The following is a 13359-nucleotide window of genomic DNA, read 5'->3' on the forward strand; positions in this document are numbered from 1 at the left end:
ATTCCTGCCACTTTTCTCCCTGCATCGTGTTACCGAAAGAGAGGAACCGGAGAGAAGTTTTCCGGAAAGTAAAGTTCCGCAGTGTCCGGATCGAGGGTCATTTTCATTTCAGATACCAACTCTTGCTGGTCCGCAGCCATGGATAGCTCATTGAATTGACTAAGAACCCCTTCATAAATGGGTATGCAGGGCAAAGCTTCCAAAACGTCCATCGGCCTCATCAGTGTCATGGGCTTATTGGACTGCATCACGCCTCCTTTAACTAATACAGATGACACAAAATGAGAACAGAAATAATAATTTTTCCTTTCCCACTCTTTATTGAACAGAGCAGGCACTAGGCCTAAAAGGTTATAACGATACTTTTCTTTGTCCTTTTCGAATGAAGAAACATACGCCCTCATTACCTTCGCCTGTTCCTCTGAAACCGTCAACGCATACACCGCACATTTTGCACGGCTGTAGAAATCGGATGTCACATCTTCGTGTATGAAGCCTCCTATAAAAGGATTGTTGGCTTTTTTCCTGCCGAAACTGAAGGTATCCTCCAACACTGCATCAAACGCCAAGGATATGTGATTGTATTTTTTCCTCGTAAACAGTTTGATGGTCCGCGTCAAAATAGACCCTGTATCCGTCAACAATAAATAAATCTCCTGTTCTGACATCTTTGTACTCCTAAATTATTATTACAAAATCTGACTTTTACCCCTATCAGTACATTGAACGATAAGGCGGATCATACCGTTATGGAAAATGTAAAGTCGTTCTGCTTTCTATAGCTATCACTTGATTATACCAAAACAATCAGACTGCAAGTATTTTTTCAAAAAATTATCTTTTGCTTCTTTCAGCACTCTCATGTGCACGCCCTCCCCTACCGACACTAGGATAGTCAGAGTATATCTGATAAAATAGAAGAAAAATCGAATAAAGGGAGCAAACCTATATGTACCATTGGTCTGAACTATCCAAAAACTATCCTGCATCCAGCATCCGAAAAATGGCAAAATTAGCCGCCCAATTCGATGACACGCTGATGCTGACGATGGGGGAACCGAATTTCGAAACACCGGAAGCCATCAAAAAAGCCGCACAGGATGCGATTGCCGCAAATCACACCCACTACGGACCGAATGTCGGCGAGCTTTCCTTCCAGCAAGCCGTAGCAAAAAAATATACGGATCAGACCGGTGTCCCCTTCAAACCGAATGAAGTCATGGCAACTTTCGGCGGAACGGAAGGTATCCTGCATGTGATGATGTCAATCCTGAATCCAGGCGATGAGGTGATCATCGCCGATCCGAGCTATCCGAATTATCTCGGCCAGATCATGCTGTTGGGTGCTAAAGTGGTCCCGGTACCCGTATACGAAGAAAATTCATTCAAGATGCAGGCTACAGACATCGAACACGTCCTCACCAACAAAACGCGTTTGATCATTTTGAATACCCCGAACAATCCGATGGGTTCTATTCTCGATCAGAGCGATATGGAGGCTATCGTGGCCTTGGCCGATCGCCATCAGGTTGCGATTCTGTCGGATGAAGTCTATGAAAGTCTTATTTATGACGAAAAAAAACATTTCAGCCTGTTCCAGATACCCGGCGCAAAAGAAAATCATTTCGTGGTGAACAGCTTATCCAAAACCTATGCGATGACGGGTTGGCGGATCGGCTACGTCGTAGGCAATCATGAAGCCATCGATCGCATGGCCGAGTTCAGAGAAGGTGTCGGATTCTGCGTACCTCCATTCATCCAAGAAGCCGCAATCGCTGCAATCACCGGACCGCAGGATGATGTTCAGTATTTTCTGGAAGAATATGACCGTCGCCGCCATATCATCGTCGACGGATTGAACCAGATCCCCGGCTTCAAATGCCTGAGCACGGAAGGCGCCTTTTATGCCTTCCCGAACATCAAAGCATTCGGCAAATCTTCCTATGATTTTGCGATGGAAATCTTGACTGAAACCCACGTAGCACTTACGCCAGGCTCCGCTTTCGGGAAAATGGGTGAAGGCTACTTGAGGATTCCGTTTGCCGAATCCGAAGAAGTCCTTCAGGAAGCCGTAGATCGCATCAAAGCCTATGTCATAAAAGCTTATCCGCATTTATAGGAAAAGCTGAACGGGTTCGTTCAGCCCTGATTAAGAAAACACTGTGACCTAATCGGTCAAGTACTCTGATGTCACAGTGCGACATCAGATGGCCTCACTGCGAGACCAGTTGGATGGCCTGATGACAGGAATAAGCGATTGAAATCGCAAGAGTCATGACAATTTAGGAAATCTGGCCTCGCAACGTTCCCTTCGGTCACCTTATACTGGGAGTCTAAGGGATGAATCCCTAAGTCTCCCATGCAAATGAGCATCGAAGAGCGCAATTGCTGAGAGACTTTCGAAACAAAGGAATCAACGTGACCGTACCGGTCAGTTGTATCATGTTTCTAAGCCATCAAAGATGGCAAGAACCATGACAAGTCGAACAGTATGTCTTGGCTCGCAGAGACAAGAGGTTCCTTATTCTTTTTTCCGAAGGGCTTACCCGTGAAGCTAGCCAACGCTATGGGATACATGGAACATTTTGAAACTCTGTAAAACACCTACGGTGATGCACTTTTGAATACAATAAATTTATCCTACACTACAAAAAAAACGACGAGTTTCCTCGTCGTTTTTTTGTTCATTGGTTATCGGTTTTAGCTGACTTATTTTTTTCCCATGCTTGCCAAACATGATAGGCATACTGGGAGAAAGTGAAAACAGCTAATCCCCCGACGAACAACTGCAGGTAGATCAATCCCGGCAGGCGGAACAAAGAAAGCAAGATCGTTGCAAAAATCAGAACGGTAGTGGCTTTTCCGAACACATTCGCCGGCACGATGATCTTCGGCTCGACATTCAGCAAAGCCACGCCCAGGAATATTTGCAGGCCATCTTTTATCAATACGATCAGGAAAAACCAGTTTTCGATATACCCGATGTCCATCAAAGTGTACAGAACCGAAACCTGCATCACTTTATCCGCAAACGGGTCAGCCACCTGTCCGAATTTCGTGATGGCATCATATTTCCTGGCGATATAGCCATCGATGATGTCGGTAAGGCTGGCGACCAGAAAAATAATCATCGCCCACCGGACCGGATGCGCCGTATCGGAATAGAAGACCGTCAAATAAAATGGAATCAAAAATAGGCGAATCAGCGTCAAGATGTTCGGTACACGTTTCATATCATTTGCCTCCCAGCTACCATTGGCATTCTTCTTACCTATATTCTAATCTATAGCGGGTGCTTTAGCTATTTTTTAGCAGATTCGAACCCACACAAAAGTTCAAAAACCCAGCAACCGGATAGCTGCAGGGTTTTGAACAATACTTAATAATGCATCACGTTGTCTTGATAATGGATGCCTGTTCCCGCCAGGAAGACGATCTCATCAAAGAAATATTGCATTTTCTGGGAAGAGGCCAGCATAAACTCCGGATGCCACTGCACCGCGAAGATATTCTGGCTTCTTTCTTTTGCCTGGAAAGCCTCAATCAACCCGTCGGAGCTCCAAGCGATGGCCTCAAAAGGCTCCGCCAATTCTTTGACGCCTTGATGATGGAAAGAGTTGACGAGGTGTTTCTCCCCTAAAAAGGAACGCAAGAAATTATTCGGGGCAATCGAAATCGAATGGGAAGCATACTGGATGTTCGTTTTTTGGTCATGTTGGACATCATACTTTTCAAGCTGGCTGATATCCTGATGCAGGCTGCCACCAAAAGCAACATTGATCAACTGCATGCCGCGGCATACCGCAAAAATCGGTTTGCATTGATTGTATGCCTCTCTGGCCAATGCAATCTCAAAAGCATCCCTTGCCGGATGCGTGACACCCAAGCGATGTGTCGGTTCCTCATCATAAAGAATAGGAGATACGTCCTGACCGCCCGCCAAAATCAATCCATCCACGGCGTTTATATAGTGCTCTGCATCCATTGGATCGCTGATCGGAATCACAAGCGGAATTCCTCCTGCTACTTGTACACCATCAATAAATCCTTGCGGTGTATATGTTTTTTCCATCTGATTTCCGAGTTCAGTAGTCAGATGGTTGCCTCCAATTCCTATAATCGGTTTCACCCATTATTCCTCCCGTCACATTTTTTCTAATGAAGTGTGGCCATGCTTCACGGACACTTTCCAGGTACAAGCTTTCCTTTCCCGCAACATATATCTATATGATCATACAGCTGTAGATTCTTCTCATCCCACTGCTTATTTCATTACTTCCCAATACTTTTTTCATCAAATTCACATTTAAAAATAAATTAATGATATTGTAACGTGCTGTTGTCTCTCTGTCAATCGCGATTTGCGGCAGTTTTCAGTAGCCCTGTTCATTTTTATGCTCCGTTTATTATGATAAACCTTGATTTATCTTGCTTTTTGGTTATTTTTGCTCTAGGATTCAATATAGAAAATGAAATTAAAAAAAAATGAGAATGTCCGCATTTGCATATAGCCTTGTAAATAGGCAGCATTAAGAAGGGAGACCTACAAATAATTATGTTTAAGGCAAATAAACACCGCATCGATAACCACATCGAGTCACTTGCACGTTTTACCTCAACTCCTGGGCACGGAACGACCAGACTTTCCTATAGTAAGGAAGATGCAGCAGCCCGCCATTACATCAAACAAGAAATGAATAACCTCGGCCTGGTTGTACGGGAAGATGCCGTCGGAAACATTTATGGAAGAATGGAAGGTGCCTTGAAAAATGCGCCTGCGGTCATCATCGGTTCACATTTTGACAGTGTCCCGAATGGAGGCTCTTTCGATGGCCCTGCTGGCATCGTCACCGGACTCGAAGTAGCCGCTATGTTCAGGGATTATGGCTTCGAACCTCAATACCCGCTCGAAGTCATTGCCATGATCGAAGAAGAAGGTTCCCGATTCGGAGGCGGCGTGCTGGGTTCCCGCATGATAGCCGGCCAAATCACTCTTGCAGATTTGAACGAAATGAAGGACAATACCGGTCTTTCCGCAGCTGAAGCAATGGAAAAAATGGGTTTCAACGCTGCTGAAATCGGCTCGGCTCAGCGCACCGGAAAGGATGTAAAAGCCTTTCTGGAATTGCATATCGAACAGGGTCCTTTATTGGAAGCAGCAGCTCAGGATGTGGGTATCGTCGAGATGATTGTCGGTATGACCGAAATTCGCATCACAGTGAAAGGGAAATCCGGCCATGCGGGAACGACTCCTATGGAAGGTCGTGCTGATGCCCTCGCGGGGGCGGTATCGATATTGAAGGAACTGCCGGGAATGGTATTGGATGAACCTGATAGGCCGGTTTTGACTGTCGGAAAACTGAACGTCCTCCCAAACGGAGCCAATGTCATCCCGAATCAGGTTACTTTTACGGTGGATATCCGTTCCGCCCATAGCGATACTATCCAGCGCATCCTGCAGAAAATCGAGCAGCTTGTGGCTGATGTGAAAATACCCGGCATCTCTTTCAGTACCGAGGAGTTACTCTATGCGGAGCCGGTCGAGATGTCAGCGGATATCCAAACCTTGCTGATCGAAAATTGCGAAAAACTGGGTCTGCGTTACCGGAAAATGGTCAGCGGTGCCGGTCATGACGCTATGATATTCGCGGATTTCACTGAAACAGGCTTGATTTTCGTTCCCAGCAAAGATGGCATCAGCCATACACCGGAAGAATGGACGGATTATGCGCAATTGCAAAAAGGGATTGAAGTTGCGTTCGAAACAATTGTACAATTGACGGAAGCAAAAGAAAAAAGCAGCAACACAGAAACGTACTAAAACACTATTAAAACAGCCAGGGATTGCAGTGTATTGATCCACCTAAAGTTAAGCACCCTGCCGAGGAGGAAATTATGGCAATTTGGTCAAATAATTATCACGGTTCCATGAATGAAAAGGCATTTGAATTCAATTCATCCATCGATGCGGATGCCCGTCTGGTCTATGCCGATATCGCCGGAAGTATCGCTCACGCAAAAATGTTGGGCAAAACCGAAATCATTCCCCGCGAAGAAGCGGATGCCCTCGTCAATGAACTGGGCAAAATGAATGATGAACTGCAGGATGGCGATCTGACCATCGATTTCTCGGAAGAAGATATCCACAGCTTCCTGGAAGCAGAACTGACGCGTCGCCTTGGCGCTATCGGCAAAAAGGTCCACACAGGAAGAAGCCGTAACGATCAAGTAGCGACTGCTTTGAAATTGTATTCTGTATCTGCGTTGGAGCACCTGTCAAGCCTCACTGCCAACGTTGCCCTCGCATTGAGCGAAAAAGCTGAAGAGCATCTGGAAACGATCATGCCAGGTTACACCCATCTGCAACGTGCACAACCGATCACTTTTGCCCATCACCTGATGGCATACACGGAGATGTTCCTGAGGGACAAGTCCCGTTTGGATGATGCCAAAGAACGGGTTCTGCATTATATGCCGCTGGGCAGTGCCGCGCTTGCGACTACAACTCTTCCGTTGGACCGCGCCTTCACTGCTGAAGCACTCGGATTCAAGGATTTTTCCCGGAATAGTTTGGATGGCGTATCCGATCGCGACCATTCCTTAGAAATGTTGGCGGATCTGTCGATCATCATGGTCCACATTTCCCGTCTGGCTGAAGAAGTCATCATCTGGTCATCACAGGAATTCGGCTTTGTGAAAATCCGGGATACGTTCTCTTCCGGCTCCAGCATCATGCCGCAGAAGAAAAATCCGGACATCGCGGAATTACTGCGCGGAAAATCCGGTCGTGTCTTCGGCGATTTGATGGGCGTATTGACTTTGATGAAAGGTTTGCCGCTCGCATACAACAAAGACATGCAGGAAGAAAAAGAATTGCTGTTCGAAGCGATCGACACAGTGACCTTCTGTTTGGAAATCCTGCCTGCAATGTTGAACGATATGGACGTGATGGAAGCAGCCATGCTGACGGCTTCACAAAAAGGCTATCTGAATGCCACCGACTGCGCCGATTACCTTGTCGAAAAAGGTATCCCTTTCCGTGACGCTTACCAGATCACCGGAAACATCCTGAAAGAGTGCGAAGAACAGAACCTTACGCTGGAAAACTTCCCGTTGGAGATGTACAAAAAACACTCGAATGCTTTTGACGAAACCATCTATAAGAAGGTCGACCTGAAGGAATGCGTCATCCGCAGAAATGTAGCCGGCGGACCAGCACCGGAACGCGTGAAAGAGCATATCGAAGCAGTCAAAACAAAATTAGAAGACTACCAGATCATCTCCTAATCAATCCTTAATAGAAAGAGGCAGCCTCATTTCGAGGCTGCCTCTTTCTGTGGTTTGGCGGGGAATCTCTTAGTATAAATCCAATCCCAATACAAAAAACCGATCTACTCAGTGTTTTGCATTCAATCAGGTATGCGTTCGATTTTCATCAAATTGGTCGTGCCGCTTTCTCTTATCGGCGTCCCGGCAGTGATGACGATGGCGTCTCCAGGTTGCGCGAAGCCCTTTTCTTTCGCCAATGCGGTTACATTATTTAGCATATCGTCAACATTTTCAGGCTCTGCAATGACGAAAGCTTGCACACCCCAGACAAGCGTCAGCCCTCTCTGCACCCTTTCGTTGTAGGTTGCAGCCAAAATATTCGCTTTCGGGCGGTATTTTGAGATCATCCGGGCCGTATGCCCGGAGCTGGTTGCCGCTACGATGGTCTTGATGCCCAAATTCATGACCGTGCGGGCTGCAGCTTGGCTGATCGCTTCGGTAACGGAGGCCTTGTCGAACATGGACAATGCGGAAAGGTTGCCGCCATTTGCCTCAAGAGCTTCTTCCGTCCGTTCCGCGATACGCGCCATCATCGCGACAGTTTCGACTGGGTACTGGCCGACAGCAGATTCGCCGGAAAGCATGACTGCGTCTGTTCCGTCAAATATGGCGTTCGCGACGTCGCTCGCTTCTGCCCTTGTCGGACGCGGATTCCATTGCATGGAGTCCAACATCTGCGTGGCGGTGATGACCTGTTTTCCTGCCAGATTGCATTTCCGGATCAGGTCTTTCTGTACGATTGGAACGTCGCCTCCGTTGATTTCCACACCCAAATCGCCGCGCGCCACCATCAGGCCGCTGCACACCTTGAGTATCTCTTCGGCATTCTGGACGCCTTCCTGGTTTTCGATTTTGGCGATGATCTGCGTGTCCGTCGCATCCATTTCTTCAAGGATTTCGATAATTTCCAGGATATCATCAGGTCTTCGGACAAAGCTTGCAGCGATGAAGTCCACTCCTTGCTGAACACCGAAGCGGATATCCGCAGCATCTTTTTCCGTCAGCCCCGGCATACTGAACTTGGCTTCCGGCACATTGATACCTTTTGAATTCTTCAGGGTACCGCCCACTTGGATAATCGCTATGATCTCTTTAGCTTCATAATCGATGTCCGTAACCTCCAGAACCAACAGGCCATCATCGATCAAAATATGCATGCCGATCGTCACATCATTGATCAGCTCAGGATAGGTGACAGAAAATTTTTCTTTTGTTCCCAGCACAGGTTTCATGCTGATGGTTACCGACTCCCCGGAAACCAAGGTAACGGCGTCATCGGTCATCTTATTTGTGCGGATTTTCTGGCCTTGGATATCCAGCATGATACCTATATTTTTGTTCGCCAATCGTGCAGCTTCCCTGACATTATTCAGGCTGATCATATGCGTATCGTGTGCACCGTGCGAAAAATTCAAACGTGCTACATTCATGCCGCTGTACATCATCCTTACCAGCACATCGACGGAATCGCTGGCTGGTCCGATTGTGCAGACTATCTTCGTTTTTTTCAATATGATCCCCTCATTTCTGATTTGACCCTCTTCATAACCTGACATTTACCTATCTTCATTATAGAACAAATGCCTGTATTTAGAAATTATGACGCTATGGAATGCAAAAAACGTGATGCCAAAAAGCCTCACGTTTTCCTTGATATTCAGATATTCGGCTCGGTTTGGATAATCTCGCTTGCTTTTATCGGTTTTGTTTTCAACGTCAACAGGAATACGGTTGAAAGAATCAACACGATACCGACCAGATCCGTCCAGTGCAGACTGGTCCCTAACCAAAAAACGGAAAGGAACGTTGCAGAAAGCGGTTCGGCCGATGAAAGTAGGCTTCCGATTGTTGCGCCGATACGATGTACTCCCTCCAGATAGAGGCTGAAAGAAATCACCGTCCCAAAGATGATGATGACCAGCAATGCTGCAAATGCTGCAAGGTCCCAAGTACCGATGATCCGCCAAGGTTGATACACTAACGAAAGCAGAATGCCACCTATCAGCATCCCCCACCCCAACGACAGCAGCGTTCCATAAGTTTTGATGAGCCGGGCAGGCTGCAGATTGTAGATGACGACAGAAACAGCCGACAAGAGGCCGTAAATCAATGCCTCCTGTGATATGGCCAGACTATCAAATCGGCCATGTGTGGCCAACAGGAAAATGCCGGCGACCGCAAAGGTGATGGCTGTTAATTCAGCTGGCCGCGGTAATTTTCTGTTCTTGACGGAAAGGTAAATCATGATCAGAACCGGAGCCAAAAATTGCAGGACTGTAGCTGTTCCTGCGTTTGAATGACTGATTGTAGCAAAATACGTGTATTGGCAAAAGGACAGACCCAAAGCCGCGAACAGGAACAAATCCCTGCGGTCCCGCTTATCTTTCCAGACCCGAAAGATAGCCTCTTTTTCTTTTTTGTAGCACAACATCAACAAAATCAAACCGGCCATCAGCATTCTGACAGCGACCAACCAGCCGGATGTCAACCCGCGCTGCTGCAGCAGAAACTGCCCACTGGTGCCCGAAATCCCCCACAACAAAGCACCCACAACGGTGAATAGCACCCCGGATTTATAGTGAGACATTCCATCCCTCCTTTCCTTTACTTTTTTTCAAATAACATCATTATATGCGATGGCCGGACAAATAGAAAGCTGATATTTTTACTTTGTCCGAAGAACGATTTTGTGGGATACTGATAAGCGTGAACGAAAACGGAGGTTGACAAAATTGATACGCATTAAAGAAGCCATTTTACACATTTTGGACATCAACACGAATGAACCGATTTTTTCCTATGCCGGCCTGGATACATCCGAACGCATGATGATCGAATATATCGAAGCCATGGTCGCAAAGGTCGAAGATTCAGACAGCATGAAGGACGGGATTTTGGAAGAGGACAATCAGATGACTGCCCTGTTCAAGAATTGTCAAAGCGATTTCGTCGAAGGCACGAAAGCCTTGTCGGAAAAATTCTTCAATGTGACCAAATTGAATCCCGAAATCCCGCCCGCGGATCTGCTGATCGCGCATTTTGAATTGGATGAAGTGCCATGCCTTGGGGTATTCAAGCTGAATTACTCAGACAGCTATACGCACTTTGTTTCGTATGAAGGGGATATTCTAACCAACCAGATCATCCTGAACCGTGCCATCCTGCCTTCGCAAAGACAAGCTATCCAGGAAGGCCTTGTCGTGAATTTGGAGCAGATGGTATACCATGTCATCGAGAAAAAACACATGATCGCAGAACTCGGTGAAAAGGTGAACTACTTCACGGAAATGTTCCTGGAGGATACACCGAAACCGAGCCTGAAGGAGAACATCTCGATCATCAAAAAGGCTGTCCAAAAGACCAGCAAAGCCTTCAACGACGAAGAATTCCAAGTATTGGCCGAAACGAAGGAAGCCATCGTCACGAGCATGCAGGAAGATAATCTCATCGATAACGAAAAAATCGCTGAAGCCTTGTTCGGCGATAACTTCGCCAAGAAGCAGAAATATTTCGAGCAGGTCGAAGAATTGGGTTATGTCGATCGGGCCCCAGCGGAAGCTGCCGTCGCCGGCCCAAAATATTCCAAACAAAAATTCCGGCTCAATAACGGCATCGAGATCAGCATTCCACTGGAGCTTTACAAAGACCCGGATGTCGTGGAATTCATCAATAATCCTGATGGCACCACATCCGTCATCATCAAAAATATCGAGAAAATCAAAAATCTGTTTTAACTACAAAAGAACCGACAGCGCTCATTGAGATGCCGTCGGTTCTTTGCTTATTTCGCTTTTCTGGATATGTTCAGGATGGACAGGCCGTAAAGCAACAATGCGGTGGCGATCAGAATCAGCATACTGGTGAAGGGAGTCACTGCGGATTCCCCGAAGCGGATGGTATGGCCCATCATCAGTTTGAAGGCATCCAACGCTTCAACCGGAGCGCCTTCGAACGAGATTTTCAAAGGTTCCTCCATCATCACTTGCCTCATCAAAGAAGCCGAATAGGTCATCGGAAACAGTTTGATGATCGTCTGCACATTATCCGAGAACTGCCCAATCGGCACGTACACCCCGGCAAGGAAGCCGATGATGGTGCCAAGAATCGTGCTGGCAGTCGCGAAAGCGTTCTGGCTATTGAAGAAAGAGGTCAGAAAATAGACCATTGCACTACTCGTCAACACGGTGAGCAGGATCAGGCCGAGCATCTTCAGTATGGCGAGCGGAGCCAACAATTCCCCACCATTCAGGAAGATATAAGCTTCGGCCAACACGAACGTGACGAGACTCATGATGAAGCCAACAACCACCGAACTCAGGATATAGGCTGCCGCCAATTTGCTCGAACGGATCGGTGATACCGTAAAATCCTTCAAAATTTTATTGGCCCGGTCATCGATCATGACGGCGAATGCCCCCATCGTCGTCGTCACACCGGAAACCGAGATGACACCGGACATGATCCAGCTATCCATGACGTACTGAGCACCTGGCGAATCCCCTAAACCACTAGTCAAATTCTTGCCCAGGAAAAAAACGTAGAGTCCGATGATGATCAGCACTGCCAACAAGGAAAAGAAGACATTCGCCTTGTCCCTGAAAAATATTTTGATGTTGCGTCCGACAATAGGTATCATTCCTGCACCTGCTTTCCTGTGATCGCAATGAAGGCATCATCCATCGAACCCGCCACCACTTCAAAATAAGTCAGATAAGTTTTGCATTGCTCCAGAATGGGTAACGCATCCAATGTTTTAGCTAATTTCACACGGAAAAGATCTTTTTGCAACTCATACTGCATCTGATGCGCATCCAAAATACGGCTCACTTCGGAAACTGTTCCGGTCCGCATCTTCAATACATCAGAGCTGTATCTTTCCCGCAACGCATCCGGAGTCCCTTCCGCGATGATTTCGCCTTCATCGATGATGACGACATAATCTGCGCTGGCCGCTTCCTCCATATAATGCGTCGTCAGAAAAATCGTCATCCCGTGTTCTGCCTGGAGTTTCCGGATCGTATCCCAAACATTCTTACGGGTTTGGGGATCCAAGCCCGTCGTCGGTTCGTCCAAAAAGAGAATCTTTGGCGTGTTGATCAAAGCCCGCCCGATATCCGCTCGCCGCTTCTGCCCACCGGACAACTTTCCGTACGGCCTGTCCAAAAACTCCGTTACTCCAGCAGCCTGAGTCGCTCGAAGAAAAGCCGGTTCCCATTCCGATTTGGACAGTCCGTAAAAGCTCCCCCTCACCTCAAGGTTTTCCTTTACGGTCAACAGTTTATCCAATAAATTTGTTTGGAAAACGACGCCTATATCGGAGCGGATCGCAAAGTCATCCTTTCCCAAAGTATACCCGTTGATCCTGACTTCCCCACTGTCGGCCTGCAGCAGTGTACAAATGATATCGATCGTCGTTGACTTGCCTGCTCCGTTCGGTCCCAAAAATGCAAAAAGCTGACCGGCATTCACATGGAAATCGATGTTCTTGACCGCCTGCACATCTCCGAAACGCTTTGATAAGCCTCTGACTTCTATGATTTTGTCCAACTGAAAACACCCTCTCTGATAGTGCAGCTATGTCCATCCAGAATATAAAAAAACTTCTTCATGTTCAGTGTATCAGAATGGGGAATGGAGACAAAATAATTGTGCGCAGGCATACGGAGTTTAGTGTTTTGCATGTGTACTCCGGTGAACGGAGGCTTCGCCGGAGTTCGGAAAACATTCTGTTTTTTTCCTCCGATGGGAGAAGTTTGGCAGGAGGTGGGGCTGAAAGTTACCGGTATCCTCCGGCGGGTGGATCCTCGCCGGAGCTGAGGGTGCTTACCCAGAGGTTGTCCGATAATCCGACTGAATCGGACAACCAGAGCTCGCTATCATCGCTCTCCTCGCAAAAAGAGGGCTGGTCTCAAATGAGACCAGCCCTCTCTTCTATTATTTTCGTCACGCGCTCTCGCAAATGCGTCCTGATTCCCAGAAATCTCCACCTAAGCTAATATTACGTCACGGCCAAAAAACGACCGTTCTCGT

The 13359-nt window shown here is 47.1% G+C and carries 10 protein-coding genes and 1 pseudogene; 4 read left to right on the forward strand and 7 right to left on the reverse strand.

Annotation, left to right across the window (positions count from 1 at the left end; genetic code table 11):
• Positions 1–29: 29 nt before the first annotated feature.
• On the reverse strand, positions 30–668 hold the full coding sequence (locus TES5_RS01735; RefSeq protein ID WP_068559088.1) for a hypothetical protein: 639 nt from the start codon (positions 666–668) through the stop codon (positions 30–32).
• Positions 669–949: 281 nt separating this feature from the next.
• Here TES5_RS01735 and TES5_RS01740 point away from each other — a divergent pair, with 281 nt between their 5' ends.
• A complete protein-coding gene (locus TES5_RS01740; protein ID WP_068559090.1) occupies positions 950–2119 on the forward strand; it encodes a pyridoxal phosphate-dependent aminotransferase in 1170 nt (389 codons plus the stop codon).
• Positions 2120–2684: 565 nt separating this feature from the next.
• Here the strand turns inward: TES5_RS01740 and TES5_RS01745 are convergent.
• Positions 2685–3233: a CDP-alcohol phosphatidyltransferase family protein gene (locus tag TES5_RS01745; RefSeq protein WP_068559092.1), complete on the reverse strand. Its 549-nt coding sequence runs from the start codon at positions 3231–3233 to the stop codon at positions 2685–2687.
• Between the two features lie 146 nt (positions 3234–3379).
• Positions 3380–4129: a gamma-glutamyl-gamma-aminobutyrate hydrolase family protein gene (locus TES5_RS01750; RefSeq protein WP_068559095.1), complete on the reverse strand. Its 750-nt coding sequence runs from the start codon at positions 4127–4129 to the stop codon at positions 3380–3382.
• A gap of 426 nt (positions 4130–4555) precedes the next feature.
• Between TES5_RS01750 and TES5_RS01755 the strand changes: the two genes are divergently transcribed.
• Both TES5_RS01755 and argH read left to right on the forward strand, forming a co-directional pair.
• A complete protein-coding gene (locus TES5_RS01755; RefSeq protein WP_068559097.1) occupies positions 4556–5821 on the forward strand; it encodes a Zn-dependent hydrolase in 1266 nt (421 codons plus the stop codon).
• 74 nt (positions 5822–5895) lie between these two features.
• Complete coding sequence (gene argH, locus TES5_RS01760) at positions 5896–7287, forward strand: argininosuccinate lyase (RefSeq protein ID WP_068559099.1); 1392 nt, start codon at positions 5896–5898, stop codon at positions 7285–7287.
• Between the two features lie 131 nt (positions 7288–7418).
• On the opposite strand, the pseudogene pyk reads toward argH, so the two are convergent.
• Positions 7419–8840, reverse strand: a pseudogene (pyk, locus tag TES5_RS01765) (pyruvate kinase); the annotation flags it as partial.
• Positions 8841–8986: 146 nt separating this feature from the next.
• Positions 8987–9916, reverse strand: coding sequence for an EamA family transporter (locus TES5_RS01770; RefSeq protein ID WP_068559101.1), 930 nt, complete (start codon positions 9914–9916; stop codon positions 8987–8989).
• 145 nt (positions 9917–10061) lie between these two features.
• On the opposite strand from TES5_RS01770, the gene TES5_RS01775 reads away from it, so the two are divergent.
• Positions 10062–11063, forward strand: coding sequence for a nucleoid-associated protein (locus tag TES5_RS01775; RefSeq protein WP_068559103.1), 1002 nt, complete (start codon positions 10062–10064; stop codon positions 11061–11063).
• 47 nt (positions 11064–11110) lie between these two features.
• Here the strand turns inward: TES5_RS01775 and TES5_RS01780 are convergent, their stop codons facing one another.
• Both TES5_RS01780 and TES5_RS01785 read right to left on the reverse strand, forming a co-directional pair.
• Positions 11111–11965 carry an ABC transporter permease gene (locus TES5_RS01780; RefSeq protein WP_068559105.1) on the reverse strand — a complete coding sequence of 285 codons (855 nt, stop codon included), beginning with the start codon at positions 11963–11965 and terminating at the stop codon, positions 11111–11113.
• Positions 11962–12876: an ABC transporter ATP-binding protein gene (locus TES5_RS01785; protein ID WP_068559107.1), complete on the reverse strand. Its 915-nt coding sequence runs from the start codon at positions 12874–12876 to the stop codon at positions 11962–11964. The genes TES5_RS01780 and TES5_RS01785 overlap by 4 nt, the downstream gene beginning before the upstream one ends.
• Positions 12877–13359: the final 483 nt, after the last annotated feature.

This window comes from Trichococcus sp. ES5, assembly GCF_900067165.1.
In the GTDB taxonomy this organism is placed as follows: domain Bacteria; phylum Bacillota; class Bacilli; order Lactobacillales; family Aerococcaceae; genus Trichococcus; species Trichococcus flocculiformis.

What these genes read in the sequence shown, in the direction of transcription:
- TES5_RS01745 (WP_068559092.1), bottom strand. Translation starts at nt 3,233, where the DNA reads ATGAAACGTGTACCGAACATCTTGACGCTGATTCGCCTATTTTTGATT.
- TES5_RS01755 (WP_068559097.1), top strand. Translation starts at nt 4,556, where the DNA reads ATGTTTAAGGCAAATAAACACCGCATCGATAACCACATCGAGTCACTT.
- TES5_RS01740 (WP_068559090.1), top strand. Translation starts at nt 950, where the DNA reads ATGTACCATTGGTCTGAACTATCCAAAAACTATCCTGCATCCAGCATC.
- argH (WP_068559099.1), top strand. Translation starts at nt 5,896, where the DNA reads ATGGCAATTTGGTCAAATAATTATCACGGTTCCATGAATGAAAAGGCA.
- TES5_RS01735 (WP_068559088.1), bottom strand. Translation starts at nt 668, where the DNA reads ATGTCAGAACAGGAGATTTATTTATTGTTGACGGATACAGGGTCTATT.
- TES5_RS01770 (WP_068559101.1), bottom strand. Translation starts at nt 9,916, where the DNA reads ATGTCTCACTATAAATCCGGGGTGCTATTCACCGTTGTGGGTGCTTTG.
- TES5_RS01780 (WP_068559105.1), bottom strand. Translation starts at nt 11,965, where the DNA reads ATGATACCTATTGTCGGACGCAACATCAAAATATTTTTCAGGGACAAG.